This window comes from Pseudomonas sp. AC112, assembly GCF_979253545.1.
In genome coordinates this window covers 6,138,460-6,163,243 of the sequence record NZ_CEEDCM010000001.1, presented here as the reverse complement: position 1 = coordinate 6,163,243, position 24,784 = coordinate 6,138,460, and the positions used below count along the sequence as shown (strand labels likewise).

The 24,784-nt window shown below is 62.6% G+C and carries 22 protein-coding genes; 11 read left to right on the top strand and 11 right to left on the bottom strand.

The genetic code is table 11. From position 1 onward, the window contains the following. The first annotated feature begins 1 nt into the window (after position 1). Entirely contained in the window at positions 2 to 619 is a 618-nt protein-coding gene (gene ycaC, locus AC0IYN_RS28480) for an isochorismate family cysteine hydrolase YcaC (RefSeq protein WP_122728863.1), read from the top strand. Positions 620 to 800: 181 nt separating this feature from the next. After that, on the top strand, positions 801 to 1,682 hold the full coding sequence (locus AC0IYN_RS28475; protein WP_078047987.1) for a LysR family transcriptional regulator: 882 nt from the start codon (positions 801 to 803) through the stop codon (positions 1,680 to 1,682). On the opposite strand, the gene AC0IYN_RS28470 is transcribed toward AC0IYN_RS28475, so the two are convergent. Next, a complete protein-coding gene (locus tag AC0IYN_RS28470) occupies positions 1,669 to 2,706 on the bottom strand; it encodes an AraC family transcriptional regulator (RefSeq protein WP_457240157.1) in 1,038 nt (345 codons plus the stop codon). The genes AC0IYN_RS28475 and AC0IYN_RS28470 overlap by 14 nt on opposite strands. A gap of 1 nt (position 2,707) precedes the next feature. Further along, positions 2,708 to 3,622 carry a GGDEF domain-containing protein gene (locus AC0IYN_RS28465; protein ID WP_406599763.1) on the bottom strand — a complete coding sequence of 305 codons (915 nt, stop codon included), beginning with the start codon at positions 3,620 to 3,622 and terminating at the stop codon, positions 2,708 to 2,710. Between the two features lie 389 nt (positions 3,623 to 4,011). On the opposite strand from AC0IYN_RS28465, the gene AC0IYN_RS28460 reads away from it, so the two are divergent. The 5 genes from AC0IYN_RS28460 (at position 4,012) to AC0IYN_RS28440 (ending at position 10,492) form a co-directional block, all read left to right on the top strand. Beyond that, a complete protein-coding gene (locus AC0IYN_RS28460) occupies positions 4,012 to 6,525 on the top strand; it encodes a TonB-dependent receptor (protein WP_471844401.1) in 2,514 nt (837 codons plus the stop codon). 142 nt (positions 6,526 to 6,667) lie between these two features. Next, on the top strand, positions 6,668 to 8,533 hold the full coding sequence (locus AC0IYN_RS28455) for a phytase (protein WP_471844399.1): 1,866 nt from the start codon (positions 6,668 to 6,670) through the stop codon (positions 8,531 to 8,533). Between the two features lie 46 nt (positions 8,534 to 8,579). Beyond that, on the top strand, positions 8,580 to 9,272 hold the full coding sequence (gene tolQ / locus AC0IYN_RS28450) for a protein TolQ (RefSeq protein ID WP_406599766.1): 693 nt from the start codon (positions 8,580 to 8,582) through the stop codon (positions 9,270 to 9,272). 15 nt (positions 9,273 to 9,287) lie between these two features. Further along, complete coding sequence (gene tolR / locus AC0IYN_RS28445) at positions 9,288 to 9,734, top strand: protein TolR (RefSeq protein WP_471844397.1); 447 nt, start codon at positions 9,288 to 9,290, stop codon at positions 9,732 to 9,734. Further along, entirely contained in the window at positions 9,731 to 10,492 is a 762-nt protein-coding gene (locus AC0IYN_RS28440; RefSeq protein WP_471844394.1) for an energy transducer TonB, read from the top strand. The genes tolR and AC0IYN_RS28440 overlap by 4 nt, the downstream gene beginning before the upstream one ends. Positions 10,493 to 10,618: 126 nt before the next feature. Here the strand turns inward: AC0IYN_RS28440 and AC0IYN_RS28435 are convergent, their stop codons facing one another. From AC0IYN_RS28435 to AC0IYN_RS28405, 7 genes are all read right to left on the bottom strand, one after another. Next, positions 10,619 to 11,563 carry a D-isomer specific 2-hydroxyacid dehydrogenase family protein gene (locus tag AC0IYN_RS28435; RefSeq protein ID WP_471844392.1) on the bottom strand — a complete coding sequence of 315 codons (945 nt, stop codon included), beginning with the start codon at positions 11,561 to 11,563 and terminating at the stop codon, positions 10,619 to 10,621. Further along, positions 11,560 to 12,738 carry an acyl-CoA dehydrogenase family protein gene (locus AC0IYN_RS28430; protein WP_471844389.1) on the bottom strand — a complete coding sequence of 393 codons (1,179 nt, stop codon included), beginning with the start codon at positions 12,736 to 12,738 and terminating at the stop codon, positions 11,560 to 11,562. The genes AC0IYN_RS28435 and AC0IYN_RS28430 overlap by 4 nt, the downstream gene beginning before the upstream one ends. A 116-nt stretch (positions 12,739 to 12,854) precedes the next feature. Continuing rightward, positions 12,855 to 13,538 carry a peroxiredoxin-like family protein gene (locus AC0IYN_RS28425; RefSeq protein ID WP_406599771.1) on the bottom strand — a complete coding sequence of 228 codons (684 nt, stop codon included), beginning with the start codon at positions 13,536 to 13,538 and terminating at the stop codon, positions 12,855 to 12,857. Beyond that, positions 13,535 to 14,899 (bottom strand): LLM class flavin-dependent oxidoreductase, encoded by a 1,365-nt coding sequence (locus AC0IYN_RS28420; RefSeq protein ID WP_471844386.1) that lies wholly within the window; start codon positions 14,897 to 14,899, stop codon positions 13,535 to 13,537. Before AC0IYN_RS28420 ends, AC0IYN_RS28425 begins: the two co-directional genes overlap by 4 nt. Before the next feature lie 13 nt (positions 14,900 to 14,912). Then, positions 14,913 to 15,890: an ABC transporter substrate-binding protein gene (locus AC0IYN_RS28415; RefSeq protein WP_471844384.1), complete on the bottom strand. Its 978-nt coding sequence runs from the start codon at positions 15,888 to 15,890 to the stop codon at positions 14,913 to 14,915. Positions 15,891 to 16,200: 310 nt separating this feature from the next. Next, complete coding sequence (locus tag AC0IYN_RS28410) at positions 16,201 to 17,784, bottom strand: rhodanese-related sulfurtransferase (protein WP_471844382.1); 1,584 nt, start codon at positions 17,782 to 17,784, stop codon at positions 16,201 to 16,203. Further along, on the bottom strand, positions 17,781 to 18,392 hold the full coding sequence (locus AC0IYN_RS28405; RefSeq protein WP_025856214.1) for a cysteine dioxygenase family protein: 612 nt from the start codon (positions 18,390 to 18,392) through the stop codon (positions 17,781 to 17,783). The genes AC0IYN_RS28410 and AC0IYN_RS28405 overlap by 4 nt, the downstream gene beginning before the upstream one ends. 217 nt (positions 18,393 to 18,609) lie before the next feature. Between AC0IYN_RS28405 and AC0IYN_RS28400 the strand changes: the two genes are divergently transcribed. Both AC0IYN_RS28400 and AC0IYN_RS28395 read left to right on the top strand, forming a co-directional pair. Next, positions 18,610 to 19,515 carry a LysR family transcriptional regulator gene (locus AC0IYN_RS28400; protein ID WP_078048001.1) on the top strand — a complete coding sequence of 302 codons (906 nt, stop codon included), beginning with the start codon at positions 18,610 to 18,612 and terminating at the stop codon, positions 19,513 to 19,515. Between the two features lie 233 nt (positions 19,516 to 19,748). Continuing rightward, the gene (locus AC0IYN_RS28395; RefSeq protein WP_078048002.1) at positions 19,749 to 20,543 is read left to right on the top strand and encodes a class II aldolase/adducin family protein; all 795 of its coding nucleotides are present in this window, start codon (positions 19,749 to 19,751) and stop codon (positions 20,541 to 20,543) included. A 507-nt stretch (positions 20,544 to 21,050) separates the two neighbouring features. Here the strand turns inward: AC0IYN_RS28395 and AC0IYN_RS28390 are convergent. Next, positions 21,051 to 22,133 (bottom strand): LLM class flavin-dependent oxidoreductase, encoded by a 1,083-nt coding sequence (locus AC0IYN_RS28390; protein WP_406599283.1) that lies wholly within the window; start codon positions 22,131 to 22,133, stop codon positions 21,051 to 21,053. 255 nt (positions 22,134 to 22,388) lie between these two features. Here AC0IYN_RS28390 and AC0IYN_RS28385 point away from each other — a divergent pair, with 255 nt between their 5' ends. Continuing rightward, positions 22,389 to 23,045 (top strand): hypothetical protein, encoded by a 657-nt coding sequence (locus tag AC0IYN_RS28385; protein WP_457248848.1) that lies wholly within the window; start codon positions 22,389 to 22,391, stop codon positions 23,043 to 23,045. Between the two features lie 23 nt (positions 23,046 to 23,068). Here AC0IYN_RS28385 and AC0IYN_RS28380 read toward each other — a convergent pair whose 3' ends face one another. Next, entirely contained in the window at positions 23,069 to 23,611 is a 543-nt protein-coding gene (locus AC0IYN_RS28380) for an acyl-CoA thioesterase (protein ID WP_458375069.1), read from the bottom strand. 108 nt (positions 23,612 to 23,719) lie between these two features. On the opposite strand from AC0IYN_RS28380, the gene AC0IYN_RS28375 reads away from it, so the two are divergent. Then, positions 23,720 to 24,679 (top strand): GlxA family transcriptional regulator, encoded by a 960-nt coding sequence (locus AC0IYN_RS28375; RefSeq protein WP_471844377.1) that lies wholly within the window; start codon positions 23,720 to 23,722, stop codon positions 24,677 to 24,679. Positions 24,680 to 24,784: the final 105 nt, after the last annotated feature.

Sequence of the window (24,784 nt, the reverse complement as noted above, 5' to 3'; positions counted from 1 at the left end):
CATGACTTACAAACGCTTGAACAAAGATGACGCCGTTGTCCTGTTGGTCGATCACCAGACCGGCCTGATCTCACTGGTCCAGGACTTCTCCCCGAACGAATTCAAGAACAACGTGCTGGCCCTGGCTGACGTGGCGAAGTTCTTCAAGCTGCCGACCATCCTCACCACCAGTTTTGAAAGCGGCCCTAACGGCCCACTGGTGCCCGAGCTGAAAGAACTGTTCCCGGACGCGCCATACATCCCGCGTCCTGGCCAGATCAACGCCTGGGACAACGAGGATTTCGTCAAGGCGGTCAAGGCCACCGGCCGCAAGCAGATCATCATTGCCGGCGTGGTGACGGATGTGTGCGTTGCGTTCCCGACCCTGTGCGCCCTCGATGAAGGCTTCGAAGTGTTCGTGGTCACCGACGCCTCCGGCACCTTCAACGAAACCGTGCAACAGGCCGCCTGGGCGCGCATGACAGCAGCCGGTGCCCAATTGGTGAACTGGTTCTCCGTGGCCTGCGAGCTGCAAGTGGACTGGCGCAACGACATGGAAGGCCTGGCCAACCTGCTGTCGCCACGCATCCCCAACTACCGCAACCTGATGAACAGCTACTCGGCGTTCACCGCCAAGTAAGCTTCGCCACGGAACACCGCTGAACCCTGTGGGAGCCGGGCTTGCCCGCGATGGCGGTGTGTCAGTTGACAGCAATGTTGGCTGACACACCGCCATCGCAGGCAAGCCAGCTCCCACATTTGATTTGTGGTGTGGCGACATACCCGTTATAAAAACCGCAAATGTCCACCGAGAAGCGACAATGAACCCCTTCGAAGACATGCGCCTGTTCTGCCAGGTCATGGAATCCGGCAGCTTCACCGCCGCCGCCGAACAACTGGGCCTGTCCAAGCAGTTCGTCAGCCGCCGCCTGATCCAACTGGAAGAGCGCCTCGGCGTGCGCCTGCTCAACCGTTCCACGCGCCGTCTGGATGTCACGCCACTCGGCCAGAGTTACTACGAATCCGCCTTGCGCCTGCTCAGTGAAGTCGAGCAAGTGGAGCAGGGTATCGCCGGGCAGAACAGCGAACCCCGTGGCACCATTCGCCTGAGTGCGCCGTTGTCGTTTGCCATGGCCCATCTGGGTTGCCTGTTGCCGCTGTTCTTGCAGCGCCACCCCCAGGTGGCGGTGGAGGTCGATTTGAGCGACCGCCCCGTGGACCTGATCGGCGAAGGTTATGACCTGGTGCTGCGCATCGGCACCCTGGAAGATTCCACCCTGATTGCCCGCCGTATCGCCAGCATTCCCCGGGTGTACTGCGCCAGCCCCGATTACCTGGCCCTGCGCGGTACGCCGCAAAAACCCGATGACCTGGCCGCGCACGATTGCCTGCCCTACGGCCATGGCCGCCAGGTGCAATGGCGCTTCAAGGGTAAGTTGCAGGCGCTGAACGTCAGCGGACGCATGCGCGTGAACAACGGCGACCTGCTGCGCGACACGGCCATCGCCGGCCTGGGCGTGACCTACCTGCCGACCTTTATCGTCGGCGAAGCGCTGAAGGACGGCCGCCTGGTTACCGTCCTCGACGAATTCGCCCCCGAGGCCCTGACGCTCTCGGCGGTGTACCCGCAACACCGGCAAAGCTCGCGGCCGGTGCAGGCGCTGGTGGAGTTCCTGCGCGAACGCCTGGCTAGCGGCTGTTGAACAACTGTCGGATCAGGTTGGGGGTGCTGCCGGTCCAGCGTTTGAACGAGCGTCGAAAGTTCGCCGCATCGTTGAAGTTCAGGTACGCCGCCACCTCATCATTGCTGTAGCCCTTGACCTGGTACAGGTGCAGCGCCACCTGCTTGCGCACACGGTCCACCTGTTGCTGGAAACCGGTGTCGTGCTTGTGCAACTTGCGCTTGAGCGTCGCCGGGCTCATGGCGAAGGCGTGCGCGGCCTGTTCCAGGCTTGGTGGTTGGCGCACCTGCTCGCGCAGGTAGTCATAGAGGCAGTCGAGAAAGCTGCCAGCGAAACCCAGTTGGTCGATCTGCTCGCGGGCCTGCTGGCGCGCGACCTGGCCGGCGGTGGCCGAGGCGCCTGGCCAGGTACGCATCAGGTATTCACGCGGGAGGCTCATCATGTCCAGCGGTCGATCGAAACGTGTGCCTTCGCCCAAGTGCACCCAATACTGCTCGACATACCGCGGTTCGGCGTGGCTGAAACTGCACACCCACGGCAGGCGTTCGCCGCTCAGCCATTGGCTCATGGCGACCAGCGAGGTCATGCTGGCTTCCAGCAAGAAGCGCCAATGCTCGCCGGCGCCGCAACTGTCCAGCCAGTACAGGTAGGCGTGGTGCTCATCCAGCTCCAGTTGCAGGGTGACCAATGGGCTGAGCAGCACCTGTTGCTGGATCAGGATCTCCAAGGCCTGGTGCAGGTTTTGCGCATGGCCCAGGGCATGGCTGGCCGCGCCGTAATAGCCTGGCAACAGCCGCTGGCCAAACAGAAAGCTGCTGTCATCGGCGTCGAGCCACTTGCGGCTGTTGCCGATCAACCCGAGAAACTGCTGCGGGCTCAACCGCGCAGTGCCGGCGAGGATGTCTTCATGAAACAGCCCGGTGCCACGCAGCAGACGATGGCTGTCGATGTCCCGGGACAAGGCCAGGTCGATCAGCGTGGCGGGCTGGTAGTGCCCGGGGATGAAGCGGCTGTCGGCTTCGTACCAGCTTGTTTTAACCGACATGTCAGGCACTTTTCGCCAAGGGTTGCTTGGCCCTGGCCAGGGCCAGATTGAGGCGCTTGAGCAAGTCGTGGGGTGGCTCGTTCAGGGCCATGACCACGGCGGTGGTCGCCGCAAGTTGCAGGCGCTCACCGTGCAGCCGGGTTTTGTGCGCCAGGCCGCGTACCGCCTGTTGCAACTCCAGTGCGAGTTCCTTGGCCTGGCGCTCGCCGGTGTTGGGCAACAGCACCACAAAACGGTCGCCGGCCAGGCGACACAGCAGGTCCTGGCGGCGCAGGTTGAGCAGCAGCAAATGGCTGAGGGCCTGCAACACCGCGTCGCCCTCGGCATGCCCGTAGGCCTGGTTGATGGCCGCGAAGTTGTCCAGGTCCAGGGCCAGCAGCGACAGCGGTTGCTGCTGGTCGTGGCTGTCTTGCAGGCTGTCGGCCAACTGGCGCTTGAGGTAGTCGGCGCCGGCCAGGGGCGTGAGTTTGTCGAACAGCCGATGCTCGCGGAACAGCCGCTCGCGTTTTTCCATTTGCGCGCTGATCGCCAATTGTTCGCGATGCCAGTGGTAGATACCGATGGTCAGCAGGATCATGCCCACCGGCATCGGCCCCGACTCCAGCCAGTGGTCCCAGGTGATGCTGTCGGGCAGGCGGATGAACTCGTCGAGGCTATCGATCCACCAGGAGAAAAAGATGCACGACAGGCCCAGCGCCAGGTAGTTGGTGACGCGCCCGGCGGGGCGGCTCTTCAGCACCAGGCCCAGCCAGACCAGGGCGAGTAGGGCAGAGCCGCCTTCGCCGAAGATGTCCAGCCACACCCATTCGCTGACGCTTTTCAACTCGCCGCAGGCCAGGTGCAGGATCAGCCCGAGGTTGGCGGCGATCAGCAACAGGGAGAGTTTCCAGCGATGTGGCTTGAGCACGGAAAACATGGCCGCGAGTCCTTGGGCAAATAAGCGATGGGCGCCAGCACAGCAGATGGATGTGACGGTTGCGTGACGGTGGGGAGGGGTCGAATCAGCTCATGCCATACACACAATCTCCTGCCAAACACAAAACAAATGTGGGAGCGGGCTTGCTCGCGAATACGGTGGATCAGCCACACATGTGCTAGCTGCAATACCGCATTCGCGAGCAAGCCCGCTCCCACATTTTGATCGAGGTCATTTCAGCTCATTTGCTTGCCGGAACAAACTAAAAACCGCGGTTTACGTGGCTTTGCGCCAACCCCTGTCACAGAACCGTCATCCCCCACCCCTAGCGTGCCCTCCCAGTTGCCGGGCCTCTTGCCTGGCGCCAACGGATTCTTGGGGAGGATTGCATGTACAAGCGCACCGGGCTCGTCAGCTTCACGCTTACTGCCTTGGCCCTGGCGATTGCCAGCGAGCGACTCAACGCGGCTGAAGTGGCCAATACCGAGCACGTCGAAGTGGTCGGCCAGGCCGCAGCCATCGACCAGGCGTTGAAGGAGCAGCGGTCGTCCGACAGCATCAAGAGCGTGGTGCATGCCGACGGTGTCGCCCAGTTGCCGGATGAAAACGTTGCCGAAGCGGTGCAGCGCTTGCCGGGCATCAGCGTGGAGCGCGACCAGGGTGAAGGGCGCTTCGTCAGCGTGCGTGGCCTGGGGCCGGACCTCAACAGCGTGACCATCAACGGCACCCTGGTGCCGGCCCCGGAAAGCGCGCGGCGCGCCGTGGCGCTGGATGTGTTGCCCTCGGAGCTGGTGCAGTCGCTCTCCGTGATCAAGACCCTCACCCCGGACATGGACGCCAACTCCCTCGGCGGCACGGTCGATGTGCAAAGCCTGTCGGCCTTCGACCACAAGGGCCTGTTCTACACCGGCAGCACCGAGGCCAGCTACGACAAGAACACCCGCCAGACCAGCCCGAAATTCTCCGGCGCTGCCAGTAACCGTTTCAGCCTCGGCGATGGCATCGACAACTTCGGCGTGGCGGCGGCGCTGAGCTGGCAGAAGCGTGACTTCGGCTCGGACAACGTCGAGACCGGTGGCGCCTGGGACTTCACCGACGGCGCCAAGCTCAACGAATTCGAACAGCGCGACTACGACATCAGCCGCGAACGTGCCGGCGGCGGCCTGAACTTCGACTACAAGCCGGATGACCTCAGCAGCTACTACCTGCGCACCCTCTACAGCCGCTACAAAGACACCGAAACCCGCAACGCCGCCAGCCTCGAATTTGCCGACCCACAGGCCGCCGGCGAGCTGGGCGATGCCGAGGCCAAGCGCAAGCTGAAAAACCGCGAAGAAACCCAGGAAATCCAGTCCTACGTATTCGGTGGCGAACGCATGCTCGGCCTGTGGACCCTGAGCGGCCAGGCCGGCTACAGCCAATCCAGCGAAGACAGCCCGGCGCACATCGCCGGTGCGACCTTCGACGGTGGCGACTTTGCCAACAGCGGCTTTTATGACAAGGACAAGCCACGCCCGATCATCGGCAGCGGCTTCTATGACGCGCGCAATTTCACCCTCGACAAAGTCGACTGGGAAAAACAGAACACCCAGGACACCGAGAAAAACCTGCGCCTGGACCTGGCCCGCGACTACGACCTGAGCGGCTATGCCTCCCAAGTGAAGTTCGGCGGCAAGGTCAGCCGCCGCAACAAGGACAACGACCTGGAAGCCTGGGTCTACAAAGACTTCGACACCCTCGGTTTCAGCGACGACCAGCTCAACCTCACCCAATTCCAGAAGGGCAGCGTCGACTATCGCCTCGGCAACTACGGCCCCGGTATCAGCCCCAGCGCCATCAAGCAGTTGATCGGTAGCCTCAACCCGGCGGACTTCTATGACGAGACCGAATCCCGGGTCAACGATTTCACCATTCGTGAAGACATCAACGCCGGCTACCTGATGAACACCATCGATATCGATGACTGGCGCTTTATCGCCGGCCTGCGTTACGAAGGCACCGAGTTTGAAGCCAAGGGCACTGGCGCCACCGATGGCGTGTTCACGCCGACCGAGACCAAGCGCCGCTATCACCACTGGCTGCCGGGCTTGCATGCGCGCTATCAGATCGACAAGAACACCCAGGTGCGTGCGGCGTGGACCAAATCCGTGGTGCGCCCGACCTTCGGCCAATTGGCGCCGGGTTTTGTCATCGACGATGACGAGGCCACCTTCGGCAACCCGGACCTCAAGCCGCTGGAATCGAGCAACCTCGACCTGGGCATCGAACACTTCATGGGCCGCGCCGGCACCGTCTCGGCGTTCGTGTTCTACAAAGACATCAAGAACTTCGTCTACAACACCGACCTGGCGGGCACTGGCGCCTGGACCAACTTCGCCGAGGCGCATACCTATGCGAATGGCGACAGCGCCAAGCTCTATGGCCTGGAGCTGGCCTACTCACAGAAATTCGATTGGCTGCCGGCACCGTGGAATGGCCTGCTGGTAGGTGCCAACACCACATTCAGCCGCTCCAGTGCTGACATCGAAGGCTTCGACAGCGCCAGCGGGACGAACCGCAAGCGCAACATCAGCCTGCCCAACCAGTCCGACACTGTCGGCAACCTGATGCTCGGTTGGGAAAACGACAAGCTCAGCCTGCGCCTGTCGGCCAACTACAAATCGGCCTACCTCTACGAGTTGGCCTCGATCAACGACAAAGCCCACGACCTGCACGTCGACGCGCAGACCTTCGTCGACTTCAGCGCGCGTTACTCGCTGACCAAGAACCTGCAAGTCAGCTTCGAAGCGCAGAACCTCACCGATGAGTCGTACTTCGTCTACACCGGCCACCGCAGCTACAACGGCCAGTACGAAGAGTACGGCCCCACCTACAAGCTGGGCCTGACCTTCACCCATTTCTAAGCACCAACCCCGATTTGAATGTGGGAGCTGGCTTGCCTGCGATGCAGACACCTCGCTGTTTCAGGCAGACCCCGTCGATGCCGTCGCAGGCAAGCCCGCTCCCACAGTCGATCTCCAGTGTTTTCAAAGGATTTGTTTGTTCATGAGAACTTCCAAGTTGTACTTGCTGTTTGCTTTAGCTACCTGTGGTCAAGCCATGGCCGCCGACCTGGCGCTGGTCCCTTGGGCGCCAAACCTGAATGCCGAAGCGGTGGCCTTCCTACCTGGCGGCACCCAACGCCTGGCCGCCAGTACCCGCGACGGCCTGCAACTGCTGGACAATAAAGGCACCGAGCTGGCGCGTTTCAATGGCAACTTCAGCAGCCTCGACACCCGTGCTGCCGGTGCCCAGACGTTTGTGGCCAGCCTCGACAACGACCGCCAACAGGCGCTGCTGATCAGCCTCGATGCGTCCACCAAGTCCTTTGGCCAGCCCCTGTACTTGCCCACCCGCGACTATCCGGTGAACGGCCTGTGCCTGTATCGCGACGGGGCATCAAACCTGTTTGTGTTCCTGGTGGGCGAAGAGGGCAAGGGCGAGCAATGGCTGGTAGGTAACGGCTCGACCTTGCTGCGCGACCCTCAACGTGTACGCGGCTTGCCGCTGCCGCCGTCGGCGCAGTTCTGCCAGGTGGATGACGCCCGCCAACAACTGGTGGTGAATGAAGAAAACGTCGGCTGGTGGGCCTACCCGGCGCACCCTGAGGCTGAGGTGAAACGCACGCCCGTGGCGCTGTTCGACCATCCCAAGCGCGAAGCCGGCGCCATGGCGTTGGTGCCGGGCGGAGTGGTGGCGCTTGATCCGAAGACCGCCCAATTGCACCTGTTCCAACAGAACGGCGAGCGTTGGGTCGAACACGCCAGCCTGACGCTGCCGGGCCTCAAGGAGCCGGAGCAACTGAGCATCAATGGCCAGCAACTGCTGGTACGTGACGATGACACCGGCAAGCTCTATCAGGGCACACTCGAGTGGAAGGCCAAGCCTGTGCCGGTCGAGCCCGTGCTGCCTGAAGTCGCTGCGCTGCGCCAGACCGACCCGGTCGGCCGCCAGGGCGATGCGGCGGATGACCCGGCGATCTGGATTCACCCCACGCAGCCAGAAAAAAGCCGCGTGCTCGGTACTAACAAGAAGCAGGGCCTGCTGGCCTATGACCTCGACGGCAAGCTGTTGCAGGAACTGGCGGTCGGCCGCCTCAACAACGTCGACGTACGCCCCAACTTCAAGCTCGGCGCAACCACCGTCGACCTGGCCGTGGCGAGCAACCGCGATCACAACAGCCTGAGCCTGTTCAGCATCGACCACCAGAGCGGTGAGCTGCGCGAGGCCGGTGAAGTGCCGACGCCGCTCAAGGACATCTACGGTATCTGCCTGTTCCAACCCGCCAGCGGCGAGATCTACGCGATCGCCAATGGCAAGGATGGCACCTTCCTGCAATACCGCCTGAGCGCACCGGACGGCCGTGTGCAGGGCGAGCTGGTGCGCCAGTTCAAGGTCGACAGCCAACCCGAGGGCTGCGTGGCCGACGACCAGCGCCAGCGCCTGTTCATTGGCGAAGAAGACGTCGGCGTCTGGGCGGTGGATGCGCGTGCCGACCAACCGGCCACGCTCACCAGCGTGATCAAGGTCGGCCCGCAGCTGCATGCGGATGTCGAGGGCCTGGCGTTGTACCAGAGCGAAAAACGCGACTACCTGGTGATCTCCAGCCAGGGCAACGACAGCTACCTGGTCGTGGATGCCGAGCCACCGTTTGCCACCCACGGCGCCTTCCGCGTCGGCCTGAATGCCGCCGCCGGTATCGATGGGGCTTCGGAAACCGATGGCCTGGAAGTCACCGCCATCAACCTGGGCGGGCCCTGGAGCCAAGGCATGCTGGTGGTGCAGGACGGGCGCAAGCGCATGCCCGAGCAGACCCAGAATTTCAAGTTCGTGCCTTGGGCCGAGGTAACCCGCACGTTGAAATTGCCGTAGGCGTCATCACCCGGTCATCACTTTTTAATCGAATAGGAGCTTAACCATGCACGCGACGATGGAACATATGACGATCTGGGGTTTGATCAGCAACGCCAGCCTGTTGGTCAAGGCGGTAATGGTCACGTTGCTGCTGGCATCCGTGCTCAGTTGGTACCTGATCATCCAGCGCGGCAGCGTGCTGCGGCGCCTGGAGCGGCAGTTGAACGGCTTTGTGCAGCGCTTTCGTGCCGCGCCCGACTTGCAGCCGTTGTACCGCGACACCGTGCAGGCCGGCGAGGGCGGGATTGCACCGATCTTCATCGCCGGCGTGCAGGAATACCAACACCTGCACAGCCATGATCCGGCCGTGCTGGAGGGCGTGGAGCGTGCGTTGCAGGTGGCGATAACCGAGCAGGAAATCGAGCTGGAAAAAGGCCTGCAATTCCTTGCGACCGTGGGGTCGGTGAGCCCCTACATCGGCCTGTTCGGCACTGTGTGGGGGATCATGAATTCCTTTATCGGCCTGTCCCAGGTACAGCAGGCCACGCTGTCCACCGTGGCGCCGGGTATCGCCGAAGCATTGATCGCCACGGCCATCGGCCTGTTTGCCGCGATTCCGGCAGTGATCGCCTACAACCGTTTCGCCGCACGCGGCCAAACCTTGCTCACCCGCTACTACGCCTTCGGCAACGAACTGCAAGTGCGCCTGCACCGCACCTTGCGCGGCACACCGATCAACCTGGCCGTGGCCGCCTGAACAAGGAGCAAACCGATGTTGACCAGGCCGCAACGCAAGCACGGGCCCAAGGCCGAGATGAACGTAGTGCCCTACATCGACGTGATGCTGGTGCTGCTGGTGATCTTCATGGTCACCGCGCCGATGCTGACCCAGGGCGTGAAGATCGAACTGCCCAAGGTCGCCGCCGAGGCGCTGCACACCGACACCCGCCAGCAAATCCTCACACTGTCGGTGAAGGCTGACGGCGGCTACTACTGGAACCTCGGCGGTGAACTCGACACCCGCAACCAGACTGACAGCGCAGTGACCCTGGATGAAATGGGCGCCAAGGTCATGCAGGTGGTCGCGGCGCGCAGTGATACCCAGGTGTATATCCGTGCTGACGACAACGCCGGCTACGGCCGGGTGGTGGCAGCCATGGCGGTGCTGCAAAAGGGTGGCGTGAGTAACCTGGGGTTGGTGACCGAGGCCCTGCAATGACGGCGATGATCATGCACAGTCCGATGCTCGCAGTGGGGCCTGGGGAGCCTTCCGGGTTCTGGAGAAACAGCGTGGCGGCCAGTCTCGCGGTGGCACTGCATGTAGGCGTGCTGGCGGTGTTGATGCTGGGTGGGTCGCCAGATAAGCCGCAGGTGGAAACGCCGAGGGTGATGCATACCCAGTTGGTGATGGTACCGCCGACGCCCGCTCCCGTGCCTGAGCCGGCGGCCGTCGCAGCGCCTGCGCCGGAGCCTGTGGTCGCTCCCGTGCCGGCGAAACCGGTGATCGATCCAAAGATCCAGGCACAAAAACTGGAAAAAGCCGCATTGGCGCGCAAGCGGGTCGAGGAAAAGAAGCTGGAGCAGCAACAGGAGCGCCTGGCCACTGAACAGCGCAACCGCGAGCTGGAGCAGCAGCGTCTGGCCCAGGAGCGCCTCGCCGCTGAACGTACGCGCCCTGCAGCACCGACCGCCGCGCCGGCCTTCGACAGCCGACAGTACCAACCCTTGAGCAAAGAGGCGCCGGACTATCCGGAGCGTGCCCTGGACAAAAACATCGAAGGCGATTGTTCAGTGGAGTACACCGTCAACACCCTAGGGCGTGTAGAAAACCCCAAGGTGCTGGACGGCTGCCATCCACTGTTCATGCGGCCTTCACTGGCGGCGGCGAATACCTTCCGCTACCAGCCGAGGATCGTTGATGGAAAACCCGTGCCGGTGCCGGCCGTGCGCAATACTTTCCATTACCGCATCAAATGATTTCTCCCAGTCAACACAGGTCCCATGTGGGAGCGGGCTTGCTCGCGAATACAGAGTGTCAGTCGATACACCTTTGACTGAACCACCGCATTCGCGAGTAAGCCCGCTCCCACATTTTGATTTGCGTTAGACGTAAGCTAAGTTATTCAGCGCTTGACCCGCCACGTAGCGCTCCAGGTTCGCCAAAAACGTATCCGCAATCTCATTCCGGCTATTTGTCGAAATCGCCGACGTATGCGGCGACAACCTCACCCTCGGGTGGGTATACAGCGGATGCCCATCCGGCAACGGCTCCGGCTCGGTCACGTCCAGCGATGCCAGCCCGATCTGCCCGTTGTCCAGCGCTTCCAACAGCGCCTCCTGGTCGAGCAGCCCGCCCCGCGCGATGTTGATCAGGTGCAGCCCTGGCTTGGCGCTGCCCAGTACATCGCGGTTGATGATATGCCGCGTGGACGCGGTCAGCGGTGCGGCCACCACCAGGTGATCGGCGCGGGCGAACAGGTCGTGGATGTCCTTGGCGGCGTCCACCCCCTTGCTGAATGGCGTCGGGCTCTGGCGCAGCGCCAACACGTGGATCCCCAGGGCCAGGGCTTTTTGCGCCAGGCTTTCGCCAATCGCACCAAAGCCGAGGATGCCCAGCGTGGTGCCCTTGAGGGGGCGCAATGGGGTGAACTGCCACTGGGCGTCCTTTACCCAGATGTCTGGCAAATGCTTGGAGGCGGCAAAGATCGCCGCCAAGGCAAATTCGGCCAGGTTGTCGGCCGCGCTGCCGCGTGAGGTGGTCACCGGTGGGCCGTTGAACAGCCACTGTGGGTAAAAGTCGATGCCCGACGACACCAGGTGCACCCACTGCGCGCCGTAGGGCCAGCCCGGTGGCGGCGTGTCAGGGGCGCTGTAGCCACGCACGTTGATCGGGCGCAGCAACAGGATATTCGCCTGGGGCGGCAGGTCGCTGGGCACGCCCGCAGGCACGCCGATCACTTGGGCGGCAGGGTGGCTGGAGGCCAGGCGCTGGCGGAGCACGTCGTTGTAATCTTCGTCCAGCTGGCTGGCAATAATAACCTGACTCATGGGCGTTCCTTCTGGCGTTGGGCGAAGACCGTCTTGCCGACGCCTTGCAGCACGGCGTCGTTCTGCGGGGTATGCACGCGACTGCACAGCACGTCGCGGTAATGCCGTTGCAATGGGCTGTGGCGCGACAGGCCCGGGTTACCCGAGGCCTCGATGGCCAGCTCCACGGCGCGGATGGCGTTGTGGGTCACCAGGTACTTGAGTTGCGCGGCATTGGCCGCCGGGGTGTGGCCTTCGGCGGCGGCATCGAGCAGGCTGCGGTTGGCAAACAGCAGGGTGTCGATATGGCCGACGGTTTCCTGGAAGCGCGGCAGCGTCGACAGCGCTGCGCCGAGGTTGGACGGCTGGCGCTCTTCCAGCCAGTTCACCAGCCAGTCCCGCGCCGCCTGGGCCACGGCGTCATACACCGAGGACAGCAACACCGACATCCACAGGAAACCCTCGCCATCCAGCTCCGGCGACGGCGCGCTCCACGGGCTGACGCTGACGGCGTGGTCGAGTGGCACCAGCACGTTGTCGAGCACCACCTCATGGCTGCAGGTGGCGCGCATGCCCAGGTGGTCCCAGGTGTCGATGATGGTCACGCCGGGGCTGTCTTTTGGGACCAGCCAGGCACCGACCAACGGGTCGGCGTCATCACTACGACCCCACACGCTGAACCAGCTCAGGCCGTGGCTGCCGGTGGAGTAGATCTTGCGCCCGCTGATGCGCCAGCCTTCGGCGGTACGCACGGCGGTGGTCGCCGGCAGCCCGCCACGGGCCGGGGTGCCCAGGTCGGGCTCCACGCGCAGGGCGTTGATCAACGCGCCGTTGCGCACCGCGTCTTCGGCCACTTGCGCGCGCAGGTGCGCCGGCCAGGTCTTGCTGTCTTGCAAACGCGTGTGTTGCAGGTATTGCATCACCAGGATCAGTGCGGTGGACGGCTCGCCCTTGGCGATCGCACTGATCGCCTTGCGCGCCTGGGGCAGGCTGGCACCACCGCCGCCCAGGGCTTTGGGCACGGTGAGGGCGACCAGGCCGTGTTCGTGCAGCAATTTGAAGTTGGCGTGGGGGAAGGCGCCGCTCTCGTCATAGCGGTGCGCGGTGCTGGCCAGCTCGGCGCTGAGGCGTTCGAGCAGGGCTTCGAAGTTGGCGACTTCCACGGAGCGCAAGGAAGGTTGTGAGGATTGGCTCATGGTTGTTTCACTCGGTCGATAGGTAGACACCCGCCCTCTGTAGGAGCCAGCTTGCCGGCGATGGCGTCTTCACGGGCGCCATCGCCGGCAAGCCGGCTCCTACAGGGGATGGGGGTTCAGATGGCCAGTCTTACGGGCTGTTGGCCCAGCAGTTGCTCCACCACCTGCAACACCGGCTCCGCTTCGGTGCGCACCAACCAATCCGGGCTCACTTGCACAAACGCCACCGTGCCGTCCCTGGCAATCACCACCACTGTCGGTTGCGGCAACTCCCAAGTGCCGGTGCCGGTGGTTTCACCGATGTGATTGCCCTTGGCCAACGCGGCATTGCGCGACGCCTCGTCGAAGCTGTAGAGAATGCCCAGGCGGCGCCCGAGGTTGTTATCGGGGTCACTGGCCACCAGCAGTTGCAGGGTGTGGCGGGTCTTGATCTCCACCAGGCGGTCAGGCACTTGCGGGCTTACCGCCACCAGAGGCACCCCGAGTTCGCGCAGGCGTGGGTAGAGTTGGCGTTCGTAATAGGGCAGGGCGATGTTGCACGCCGGGCAGCCGGCAAAGCGGAAGAAAATCAGCACCGCCGGACCGTCCGCCAGCAGCAGCTCGCGGTTGAGTTCACCGCCTTCCACATTCAGCAGGGTGAACGGGTCGAGTTCATCGCCGACCTGTACGTAGTCGTCTGGCCGCGCTTGAGCCACCAGGCGCTGGCGCTGGTCGATGTTGACCTGCAGCGCCGCGGGCGCCCAGGTGGCGACACGCTCGGCGTGCAGTTCGGCCAACTGCCGGTTGAGGGATTCACTCATGCCAGCGCCTCCTGTTTTTCTCCAACCTGGGCGGCGACACTGTAGCGGTTGGCCGGAACGTCCAGGCCGAGGTTGTCGCGCAGGGTATGGCCGCTGTATTCAGTGCGGAACAAGCCGCGCTGTTGCAGCACCGGCACCACCAGTTCGGTGAAGTACTGCAAGCCATCCGGCAGCACCGAGTTGATGATGAAACCATCGCTGGCGCCGGTCTCGAACCAGGTCTGGATCGCGTCGGCGACTTGCTCCGGGGTGCCGACGAAATCACGTTTTGGCCGCGAGAACCGCAAGGCCACTTCACGCAGGGTCAGGCCTTCGTCCCTGGCCAGTTGCTTGATGCGGTCGGAGCCGCCTTTCTGGCTATTGGAACCGAGGTCACCCAGCTCCGGGAAGGGCTCGTCCAGTGGGTATTGGCTGAAGTCGTGATCGTTGAACGGGCGGCCGAGGGCGACGATGGCATCTTCCACGGTGACCAGCTCTACGGCCTGCTGATAGCGGCTTTCCACTTCGGCCTGGTCGCGGCCGACAATCGGGCGAATGCCCGGCAGGATCGACAGGCTGTGCGGGTCACGGCCAAAGCCTTTGGCGCGGCGTTTCAGGTCCTGGGAATAGGCCAGGCCTTCTTCGAGGCTGTCCACGTGCACAAAGATCGCATCGGAGTTCTGCGCGGCAAAGTTGCGCCCGTCCTCCGAGGTGCCGGCCTGGAAAATCACCGGTTGGCCCTGGCGCGAACGCGCGATGTTCAGCGGGCCTTTCACCGAGAAGAAATCACCCTTGTGGTTGAGTGCATGCAGCTTGCCCGGGGCGAAAAACTCGCCGGACTGTTTGTCGTAGGTAAAGGCATCGTCTTCCCACGAATCCCACAGGCCCTGGACGGTGCTCACGTGTTCCTTGGCGATGCGATAACGCACGGCGTGGGGTGGGTGCTCGGCCTTGCTGAAGTTGTCGGCGGTGCCGCTCAGCCACGAGGTGACGACGTTCCAACCGGCGCGGCCACCGCTGATATGGTCCAGGGATGCGAATTGGCGCGCCACTTGGTAGGGCTCGGTGTAGCTGACGGTCACGGTGGCGACCAAACCAATGTTCGTGGTGATCGCCGCGAGTGCCGACAGGATGGTCAGTGGCTCGAATCGGTTGAGGTAGTGCGGGCTGGACTTGGCGTGAATGTGCAGGCTGTCGGCGATGAACACGAAGTCGAACTTGGCGGCTTCGGCCAATTCAGTCTGCTGCTTGTAGAACCCGAAGCTGGTGCTGGCATTCGGTTGGGCGTTCGGGTGGCGCCATTCGCCCCAGCCGTGGCCGACGCCGTGGACCATGGCGCCCAGTTTCAAATGGCGGGGTTTTGCTTGCTGTGGCTTGCTCATGTTCTGCTCCTGGTTAGCGCGAGGCTTGCTGGGGAAGTTGGACACGCTTGGCGTTGAAGCTCTTGTCGAAGCCCTGTGACACGTCGATGTGCCGGGTCAGCAGGCCTTCTTTTTGGTAGGTGTCGGCGGTTACTTGCAGGCCGCTGATCACCGAGTCGTCGATGGCGACCGGGGTCAAATGGGTGTCCTTGGCCACTTCCTCGTGTACTTGCAGCGGCAGGCCGGTGATCTTGGCCTGGGCGGCTGCGTATTCGTTGGGGTGGGTGTTGGCCCAGGCATTGGCGCGGTCGACGCGGGCGACAAAGTCGTCCAGTTGCGGGCGCTTGTCGGCAATGGCCTGGCGGGTGGCGGCGAGGTAGAGGTGGTTGCTCAGCAGCGTGTTGCCGCTGATCAGCACGCGGGCCTGGCTTTGTGACGTGACCACAGTGGTGTACGGGTCCCAGGTGGCCCAGGCGTCGACGGTGCCGTTATCCAGCACCAGGCGCGACTCGCTTGGCAGCAGGAAAATGAACTGCACGTCCTTGGTGGTCAGGCCGGCCGTGGCCAGGGCCTTGATCGCCAGGTAATGGCCGATGGAGCCGCGGCCGGTGACGATTTTCTTGCCCTTGAGGTCGGCGACGGTCTTGATCGGCGAGTCCTTGGGCACCAGCAGCGCGGTGGTGTTGCGCCCTTCGGCGTGGATGATGCTGACCACCTTGAGCGATGCGCCGGCACCGAGGGCAAACACGTAGGGCGCATCCCCCAGGGCACCGATGTCCACGGCGCCGGCATTCAGCGCTTCACCCAAGGGCGAGGCGGAGGGGAATTCCGACCATTGGATTTCGTAGGGCACGTTTTTGGTTTCGCCGGAGACTTCCAGCAGCGCCTTGATTGTAGATTTCTGGTTGGCTACCCGCAGCGGCTGCAAGTCGGCGGCGTGGGCCCCGCCAGTCAGGCCAAGAGCGAGAGCTGTGCCCAGGAGCAGGCGTTTGAAAGGGGTGGTAAAGACCATGGGATGCAGGCTCCAGGCAGATCAAAATGGGGGGTCGGTTACCTCCGCCTGGAGAAGGGGTCGGTGAGTGGGTTAACGTTATGCCCATAAAAACTCGCTGTGAAGTTCTTTTTGGTTATATGTTAATTATTAAAATATTTGATTATGTGTGAATTGATTATTCGTTAATTGCATTTGAAGGGGGCGCTGCGGGCCAAGGCAAAGAGGCCATCCATGCGCCAATGCTCACTGCGAGCAGGCTCAGGGCGGCTGTGCAGGTTCTTTGCCGGAGCGGGCCTGCACCCGGCACGGGCGCAGGCAGGTGGGTGAGTCAGATCACATAGAAACCGTGGGTGCCGTCGCGGGCCAACTGGTCGACCAGGCCGAATTCCCAATCCAGATAGGCCTGCATGGCTTCCTTGGGATTGTCGGTGCCTTCGTACGGGCGACGGTAGCGGTCGATGCGCGGCGAGGCCAGGTGGGTTTCACCTTCTTCCAACGGTAACTGCGCGTTGATCCAGCCGGCAGTGCCGTCCTGCAGTAGAAACACTTGCTTGCCGGTGATGGCTTCGACTTCGGCCACCGCCAGGCGCGCCAGTTGGCTGCTGCCGCAGGTCAGCACGTAGCGCTGGGCGGCGGGCACCTTGGCCAGGGCTTGGGGCAGTTGCGCACGCAGCGCCCACCAGGCACCGGGGATATGGCGCTTCACGTAATTGGCGCTGGCGGTGAAGTCCAGCACCACGGTGTCGCCATGGGCCTGCCATTCGGCGAGGGTATGGGGGCTGATCAGTTCGGCCTGGGGCGGTGTCGGCACCGGCGCGACCCAGGCACCTTGCTCGGTGAAGTGCGCCGGTTGCAGGTCATCCAGCACATGCACTTCCCAGCCCAGTTGAGCCAGCCAGGAGGCGGACATGTTCGCGCGCACGCCGTCGTCATCCACCAACACCAGCCGTGCCCCGCGCACGCTGGCGACATGGTCGGTTTCCTGCACCAGTTGCCCGCCCGGTGTGGAGCGCGCGCCGGGCAGGTGGCCGGCTTCGAATTCTTCCGGAGTGCGCACATCGAACAGGTAGGTGGTGCGGGTTTTTTCCTGCTGCCAGGCCTGCAGGTCGGCCAGGGTGGCACGGCCCACGCGAGCCTTGTCGGCGACGCGACGCGCATCCACGGCGGCGACCTGGCGGTGTTCTTCCGAGGTCGGTGCAAAGCGCCGCGCTTGGCCATGGGCAAGTTTCTGCCCGGCCAGGGTCCAGCCGATGGTGCCGTTGCGCAGGGCCGAGACCGGGTTGGCCACGCCGGCATTGATCAGCGACTGGGTGCCGATAATGCTGCGGGTGCGCCCGGCGCAGTTGACGATGATGCGGGTGGCCGGGTCCGGCGCCAGTTCGCGGGCGCGCAACACCAGTTCGGCCCCCGGCACGCTGATGCCGGTGGGGATGCTCATGGTCTGGTATTCGTCGAAACGCCGCGCATCGAGCACCACTACGTCGGCCTGGCTGTCGAGCAGGGCCTGGACTTCTTCGGCGGCCAGGGACGGCGTGTGCCGCTCGCTTTCCACCAGTTCGCCAAACGCCTTGCTCGGTACGTTGACGTCGATGAACAGCTCGCCACCGGCCTTGCGCCATCCTTCAAGGCCACCTTCGAGCAGGCTGACCTCGGTGTAGCCCAGCGCAACCAAGCGCTCGGCCGCACGGCCCGCCAAACCTTCGCCGTTGTCGTAGACGGTGACTTGGGTATCGCGCCGTGGAATGCGCGAATACACCTCCAGTTCAAGTTTGGACAACGGGATGTTCGCGGCAAACAGCGGGTGGGACTCGGCGAAGGGCGCCTCTTCACGCACGTCGACCAGGGCGACTTCTTCATGGTCCAACAGGGCCTGGCGAATCTGGGCGAAGGTGCGGGTGGATACGGTGGTCATAGGGCAGGGCTCTTTTCTTTGGACAAATCCCAGATATTCGGGAGGAAGGCGTTGGAATAACCGGAGATAAACAGTTTCTCGCTGCCGTCGGGCTGGTACACCGCGCGGCGCACCGCACCAATATTGGCGCCGTACACATGGATGCTGATGGACACCTGGTCGCTGTGGGCATTGCTCACCTGGTGGATGTCACCGACTTTGGGCGACACGGCTTCCACCTGACCCGGCACCAACTGGATCGGCTTGCCTTCGGCAATCAGGCTGCCATCGGGGGCGCGTTCGAACCCTTGGGAGAACTCTGAGCCGCGTAACATCCCGATCAGTCCCCATACCCGGTGGTCGTGGATCGGTGTGCTTTGCCCCGGCCCCCACACAAAACTGACGATGCTGAAGCGCTGGCGCGAATCGGCATGCAGCAAGAACTGCTGGTAGCGCTCGGGGTCGGGCTGGGCGTATTCATCGGGGAGCCAGTCATCATGGCTGACCAACTGCGCCAGTAGCTTGCCGCCACGGTGCAGCAGGTCGCCTTCGCGTGGATTGCCGTCGATCAATTCTGCCAGGGCGCCTATGAAGGCTCTGAGTCTTTCGGGGTGTCGGGCCTGGGTCATGACAATTCCATCGTGTGGTCGGTGGTGATGGGTTTATCTAAGCATAATGTTTATAGTTAATATGCTATTTTTTAATGATTAGCTTATAGCCGAAGGTAATTTAGAACCGGTCTGAATAGCGTTAGACGTTATCGATCACAGCCCGGGCTATCCAGACCGCGTTCCTGCAACTATGCTTCGCACACATCTTAATGACTGTTCTCTATGTGCGGCCCAAATGAAAATTGACGATATCGATGCCTTTGTCGAAGTGATTCGTTGCCAGTCCATCAGCCATGCCGCCGAGTCGTTGCAACTGACCCAGCCGGCCATCACCCGCCGCGTGCAGAACTTCGAGCAGGCGCTGGGTGTGGAGCTGTTCGACCGCAATACCAAGCCCCTCAAGCCTACGCTGATCGGCACCCGTGTGTACGAACAGTGCCGGCTGATCCTGCGCGAGATGGATGCCCTGCGCGAGTTGGTGGCCACCGACGCACCGCCCACCGGCCTGCTGCGCCTGGGCGTGCCGCAGACCATCGGCGATGTGGTGCTGCTGGACGCGCTCAAGCACCTGCGCACCGAATACCCCGAGCTGCGGGCCCAGGTCGCCACGGGCTGGGGCAGCCAATTGGTCGGCAAGATCGAGCGCGGCGAGCTGGATGCAGCAGCGGCGTTGTTTCCGGCGGGCAAGATCTTCCCGGACAACATCGTCGGCGAGTCCATCGGCAAGATGGAACTGGTGGTGGTGTGCGCCAAGGCGCAGTTGCCGAAGAAGCCGTGCAAGCTGGCGGATGTGTACCAGAACGGTTGGATCCTCAACCCGGACGGCTGCGGCTTCCGTGCGGGCTTGCAGCGGACCTTGTCCGATCAGGGCCTGGCCCTGCGGGTGAACCTGGAAACCTTCGGCACCGAGTTGCAACTGGGCCTGGTGGCGGACGGCCTGGGCCTGGGCCTGGTGCCACGGCCGTTGCTGGAGCGCAGCGCCCACCGCGAGCACTTGGCGGTGATGCCGCTCAAGGACTTCAAGCCGGTGATGGACCTGTGGCTGATCTACCCGCACTTCCTGGGCAACCTGCAAGGGCCGGTGGATGCATTTGGCAAGCTGGTCGCAAACTCCCTGCACAAGATCCGCAACGCCGCCTGACCCTGGATTCCCTCTCTTTGTAGGCGCCGGCTTGCCGGCGATGAGGCCCCCGAGATACGTGCAGGGCTCAAGGGCGCCATCGCCGGCAAGCCGGGCTCCTACAGGCGAATGCGGTGCTGTGGTGGTTATGAAAAAAAATAATAATTAGCTTAGATTAAAATGTGCTTTTTATTATCTTTTTGCATCCCATAGGCTTGCCTGGAAGTCCTTAAGGCCATCCAGGAAGTTTTGCCATGAGCAGCGTCACCTCGATCTCCAGTGTTTCCAACAACGTTCGCCAACGCGTCACTCCGGAGGAATGGGAAGTGCGCGTCAAATTGGCCGCCGCCTATCGCCTGGCGGCCTTGTACAAGTGGACCGATCACATCTACACCCACTTCTCCGCCCGCGTGCCGGGCCCGGAGGAGCATTTCCTGATCAATGCCTTTGGGCTGTTGTTCGATGAAATCAGCGCGTCCAACCTGGTCAAGGTCGACCTCGACGGCACCATCGTCGACGATCCCACTGGCCTGGGTATCAACTACGCCGGCTACGTGATCCACAGCGCCATCCACGGCGCGCGCCACGACCTGCAAGCGGTGTTGCACACCCACACACGTGACGGCATTGCGGTGTCGGCGCAAAAAGACGGCCTGCTGCCGATCTCCCAGCATTCCATTGGCTTCTCCGGGCGGGTGGCGTACCACGGGTATGAAGGCGTGGCCCTGGACCTGGACGAGCGTGAGCGACTGGTTGCGGACTTGGGTGACAAGAGTGTGATGATCTTGCGCAACCATGGCTTGTTGACGGCGGGTGTGAGTGTTGAGCATGCGTTTCAGCAACTGCAGCAGTTGGAGCGTGCGTGCAATATCCAGGTGGCGGCGCAGGCTGCGGGGAATGCGGAGTTGATCTTTCCGCCGCGGGAGGTGGTGGAGAAGGTTGAGCAGCAGGCCAAGGTGTTTGCCAGTGGGGAAGGGCCGGGCGTGGCGCGGCATTGGAATGCGTTGATTCGGCAGTTGGAGCGCAGTGATATCGACTACAAGAATTGATTCGGGCGTGACCTGGGGGGGGCTGGCTTGCCTGCGAAGGCGGCCTGGCAGCCGACCTGGATGTTGGATCTGATCGGGTACATATCCGTTATTTGGGTAACGGCTGCTATGGGTTCCGCCCTTACGGCGGCTCACTTTTGAACAGCGCAAAAGTAAGCAAAACGCTCTTGCCCCAACACTCGGCACCTCGCCTAGGCTCGGTGTGCCCGTAATCCGACAGGTATTTGGGGGGCCGCCGCCACGCGCCATCCATGGCGCGGGGCGGCTAAACCGGCATCCCTGCCGGTTTACCCCCCAAATCCCTGTCGAATTCCGGCCAGCGTGTTTGACGGGGCGCCTAAGATCAAAATCAAAAGCACGGCGGCCTGACAGCCGGCCTGAGTGGTTGGATCAAAGGCAGATACGTAGGAGCTGGCTTGCCGGCGATGGCATCACCTGGATTTACCTGCTGTACCGAGGTGACTGCATCGCCGGCAAGCCAGCTCCTACATGGGGTGTGCTTTGTGCTTAAGCGACCTGTTTGGCTTGCTCGCGTTCAGCGACCAGCTGGCGGGTGAGGGGGATCAAACGCTTGCCGTAGTCGATGGCGTCATTCAGGGGGTCAAAGCCACGGATCAGGAAGGTGGTAATGCCCAGGTCGTAGTAGTCCAGCAGCGCTTGCGCAACTTGCTCGGCTGTGCCGACCAGCGAGGTGGAGTTGCCCTGGGCGCCCAGTAACCCCGCGATCCCTGTCCATAAACGCTTATCCAAACGCGACCCTTGCGCTGCCGCTGCCAGTAACCGGCGCGAGCCTTCATTCGGCGGTTCACGCCGCACAAAGCCATTTTTCTCGGCCAGTTCGGTGGCTTGCTGCAGGATCTTGTCGGCCCGTGCCCATGCCAGTTCTTCGGTTTCGGCGAGGATCGGCCGAAGCGACAGGCTGAAGCGAATCGTGCGCCCATGCTTGGCCGCTTCGGCGCGGACCCGGGTCACGATCTCGCGCACTTGCTCGTAGGTTTCGCCCCACAGTGCATACACATCAGCGTGTTTGCCGGCCACTTCAATCGCCGCTGTAGAGGAGCCGCCGAAGTACAGCGGGATATGAGGCTGCTGCGGTGATTTCACCGTGGAGTGCGCGCCTTCGACCTGATAGTAGGTGCCCTTGAAGTCGAAGGGCTGTTCGCGGGTCCATTCCTGGCGCACCACGCTCAGGTATTCGTCGGTGCGGGCGTAGCGTTCGTCCTTGCCGATGTGGCTGCCATCGGCGCGCAGTTCGCGGTCGTCGCCGCCGGTGATGATGTGCACGGCCGTGCGCCCACCGTTGAACACATCCAGGGTGGCGAACTGGCGCGCGGCCAGGGTGGGCTGGGCGAAGCCGGGACGGTGGGCGATGAGGAATTGCAGCTTTTTGGTCACGCTGGCGGCGTGGGAGGCGATTAATGTGCTGTCCGGGCTGTTGGAGTGGAAGGCTACCAGCGCACGGTCGAAGCCGGCGTCTTCGTGGGCGCGGGCCACGGTCTCGACGTAGTCGGGTTGCAGGGTAGGGCCGCTGCGTGGATGGATTTCGGAGGCGTGGTGGCCGCCGATGTAGCCGATGAATTCGATGCTCATGGTCTGTCCTTATCGTGGGAGTGGTCTTGTGCGGGATGGTCACCTCCACCGGGCAAGGGGTCGGTTATTCGCGTCCAAAATAGGGGCAGGGGCCAGGGCTGTAAAATGCCGATTGGTTCTATCCTAATTATTAAAATATAGAATCATTGTTTGATTGGTGTATCAGTAAATTGCATTTTTATCGCCTTCAGCTGGCGCCGGGTTGCCCAAGGCTGACCGGAGATAACGTTGTATTTTCCCCTGCGCTGAGGTCTGATGGGCGCCGAAACGGGCACGCCAGGATGGGGATGTATGCGGGCAGAACTTGCGCACTATGGCGGTATCACCGTCATGATTCCGGCCGCCATCATCATTGCGGTGTGGCTGAGGTATTCCAACCCTTGGGCACTGCGCGCCTGGATAATCACCGTTGGCGTGACCTATTCGATTGTTGCCTTCAGCAAGTTGCTGTTCAAAGGCTGGGGCTTATCGTTCGAGCCTTTGGGTATTGCCGTATTAAGCGGACATGCCATGAATACCTGCCTGATGCTGACCGTGGGACTCAGCCTGTTGGCGCGCCAGTTCAATCCGGTGCTCCGTTGGCCGGCAGCCGGGGCAGGGTTATTGGCGAGTGCCTGGTTCAGTGCTTATTGCGTCGCGCCTTACATCCATCCGCTGAGCGAAGCCTTGGCCGGTGCGACGCTGGGCGCGGTGGCGGCGATTGCTTTTCTGTGGCGTATTGAACGCGCCGACATCAAGGTGTCCCCCTCGTTTATCGGCGGCGGACTGGTGGTGTTGCTGGCCTGCGCGCTGGTGCCAAAATACAACGCCGAGTTGCTGCTCAACCGTGTCGCGACTACGTTGTCAGGTGCTGAACACGCCTATCAAGCGCCTTCCTGGCGGGTGAACGGGGTGCATGGAAAGGTTGAGTAAGCTGCAACTCACATAAGCGCGTCTCATACCTGCTCCTCACTCCGCAACTGCACACTCATGTCATCACAGCTTTGCGCCCAGTCGCTGAGCCATTGCGGCATCGGTGGTGACACGTCGTCCAAGCCCAGTTCACGCACAAACTCCGCCGGGGGCAGGGTGCCTTTTGCCGACCGGAACAGCCCGCGCATCACCACCACGCCGACCACCCGGCCCTTACTGACAAAGCGGTGCTCCATGAGGCTCCACTTGTGGTCCCAGCCGAGCATGCGGGTGTGCACCTCGAACACTTCGAACAGTTTCAATTCACGACGGAACTTGCCCCAGGTATCGCCCACGATCGGCAGTGCCTTGTTGCGCAACGCCACGCGAAAGGCGCCGGTGCGCAGCACGAAATCCATCCGTGCGATGTCTGCCAGGGAAAAGTAGCGGCCGTTGGTGACGTGCCGGTTGATATCCAGGTCCAGCGGCCAGACGCGCATGCGCACCACCGTGGTTGCCAGGCCATGGGCAGGGTTGCGCCAGGGGCGCCGGGACAGCATGAAGAGCAAGCGAAACCAGAGATTCATAAAAACGCCAGGCAGTTGATCAGTGGCAGCACTGTAAAGCGCTGGAATCGGCTAAGGTAGGTGCGCAAATGACTTATTACATGCGAAAAGCGCAAGCGAGTTCCTATCATGCACATTACCTTGCTCCTGGCTGACCGGTGCTCCGCTGCCAGCGCTACCCTGGCGCTGGAGATGCTGAACGCGGCCAACCTGTTTGCCGACACGCCACCCTTCGACATCGTGGTCGCTTCCCTGGACGGCCAGCCGGTGGAGGCCTGGGGCGGCCAGCGTTTGCAGGTGGATTGCTCGGTGGCGCAGGTCGCCCAGACCGACCTGATACTGATCCCAGGCTTTCTGTTCACCTTGAAAGAGGCCTTGCCGGCCTTTCCTGCCTACGCCCCCTGGTTGCGTGAACAGCATGCACACGGCGCAGTCCTGGCTTCGATGTGCACGGCGGCCTTTCTGTTGGCGGAGTCCGGTGTGCTGCAAGGCCTGCGCGCCACGACCCACTGGGCGTTCGCCGAGCTGTTTCGACGCCGCTATGCGGACGTGAGCCTGGATGATGGGCAGATTCTCTGCGAAGAAAACCGCGTGATCACCAGTGGCGGCGCGAGTGCGGCGATAGACTTGGTGTTGCACCTGATCCGCCGTTTTGGCTCACCGGAACTGGCCCACACCTGCGGCAAATACCTGCTGATCGATACGGTGCGCAGCGAGCAGTCGGCGTACGCCATGTGGTCGCTGCCCAAAAACCACGGTGACGGTGAGATCCTGCGGGTGCAGCACTGGTTGGAGCAGCATTTTGCTGAGGCGCTGGTGATTGATGAGGTGGCTCGGCGTTTCGGTTTTGGCGTGCGCAACTTCAAGCGGCGTTTCAAGGAGGCCACTGGCTACACGCCGATTGCCTACCTGCAAACCCTGCGCCTGGAACGGGCCAAGCACATGCTTGAGTCAACCCGCATGACGTTGGAAAGCATCACCTACGCGGTCGGCTACGAAGACAGCAATTCATTCCGCCGCCTGTTCCAGCAACGCGTGGGCCTGTTGCCGGCGGCGTATCGCAAGAAATTCCTCGCCCGTGCGGTTTGATTCAGCGGTGTAACACATGCTGGAAACCGTGCAGCAGGTGCATGCACGCATCGAAGCGCGGCAGCGATCGGCAAGGCAGTGCTGTGGGTGGACCGCGAGCTGCAT

Excerpts from the sequence above, each read along its gene's own strand:
- ycaC (WP_122728863.1), top strand. The coding sequence starts at position 2 with ATGACTTACAAACGCTTGAACAAAGATGACGCCGTTGTCCTGTTGGTC.
- AC0IYN_RS28475 (WP_078047987.1), top strand. The coding sequence starts at position 801 with ATGAACCCCTTCGAAGACATGCGCCTGTTCTGCCAGGTCATGGAATCC.
- AC0IYN_RS28470 (WP_457240157.1), bottom strand. The coding sequence starts at position 2,706 with ATGTCGGTTAAAACAAGCTGGTACGAAGCCGACAGCCGCTTCATCCCC.
- AC0IYN_RS28465 (WP_406599763.1), bottom strand. The coding sequence starts at position 3,622 with ATGTTTTCCGTGCTCAAGCCACATCGCTGGAAACTCTCCCTGTTGCTG.
- AC0IYN_RS28460 (WP_471844401.1), top strand. The coding sequence starts at position 4,012 with ATGTACAAGCGCACCGGGCTCGTCAGCTTCACGCTTACTGCCTTGGCC.
- AC0IYN_RS28455 (WP_471844399.1), top strand. The coding sequence starts at position 6,668 with ATGAGAACTTCCAAGTTGTACTTGCTGTTTGCTTTAGCTACCTGTGGT.
- tolQ (WP_406599766.1), top strand. The coding sequence starts at position 8,580 with ATGCACGCGACGATGGAACATATGACGATCTGGGGTTTGATCAGCAAC.
- tolR (WP_471844397.1), top strand. The coding sequence starts at position 9,288 with ATGTTGACCAGGCCGCAACGCAAGCACGGGCCCAAGGCCGAGATGAAC.
- AC0IYN_RS28440 (WP_471844394.1), top strand. The coding sequence starts at position 9,731 with ATGACGGCGATGATCATGCACAGTCCGATGCTCGCAGTGGGGCCTGGG.
- AC0IYN_RS28435 (WP_471844392.1), bottom strand. The coding sequence starts at position 11,563 with ATGAGTCAGGTTATTATTGCCAGCCAGCTGGACGAAGATTACAACGAC.
- AC0IYN_RS28430 (WP_471844389.1), bottom strand. The coding sequence starts at position 12,738 with ATGAGCCAATCCTCACAACCTTCCTTGCGCTCCGTGGAAGTCGCCAAC.
- AC0IYN_RS28425 (WP_406599771.1), bottom strand. The coding sequence starts at position 13,538 with ATGAGTGAATCCCTCAACCGGCAGTTGGCCGAACTGCACGCCGAGCGT.
- AC0IYN_RS28420 (WP_471844386.1), bottom strand. The coding sequence starts at position 14,899 with ATGAGCAAGCCACAGCAAGCAAAACCCCGCCATTTGAAACTGGGCGCC.
- AC0IYN_RS28415 (WP_471844384.1), bottom strand. The coding sequence starts at position 15,890 with ATGGTCTTTACCACCCCTTTCAAACGCCTGCTCCTGGGCACAGCTCTC.
- AC0IYN_RS28410 (WP_471844382.1), bottom strand. The coding sequence starts at position 17,784 with ATGACCACCGTATCCACCCGCACCTTCGCCCAGATTCGCCAGGCCCTG.
- AC0IYN_RS28405 (WP_025856214.1), bottom strand. The coding sequence starts at position 18,392 with ATGACCCAGGCCCGACACCCCGAAAGACTCAGAGCCTTCATAGGCGCC.
- AC0IYN_RS28400 (WP_078048001.1), top strand. The coding sequence starts at position 18,610 with ATGAAAATTGACGATATCGATGCCTTTGTCGAAGTGATTCGTTGCCAG.
- AC0IYN_RS28395 (WP_078048002.1), top strand. The coding sequence starts at position 19,749 with ATGAGCAGCGTCACCTCGATCTCCAGTGTTTCCAACAACGTTCGCCAA.
- AC0IYN_RS28390 (WP_406599283.1), bottom strand. The coding sequence starts at position 22,133 with ATGAGCATCGAATTCATCGGCTACATCGGCGGCCACCACGCCTCCGAA.
- AC0IYN_RS28385 (WP_457248848.1), top strand. The coding sequence starts at position 22,389 with ATGGGCGCCGAAACGGGCACGCCAGGATGGGGATGTATGCGGGCAGAA.
- AC0IYN_RS28380 (WP_458375069.1), bottom strand. The coding sequence starts at position 23,611 with ATGAATCTCTGGTTTCGCTTGCTCTTCATGCTGTCCCGGCGCCCCTGG.
- AC0IYN_RS28375 (WP_471844377.1), top strand. The coding sequence starts at position 23,720 with ATGCACATTACCTTGCTCCTGGCTGACCGGTGCTCCGCTGCCAGCGCT.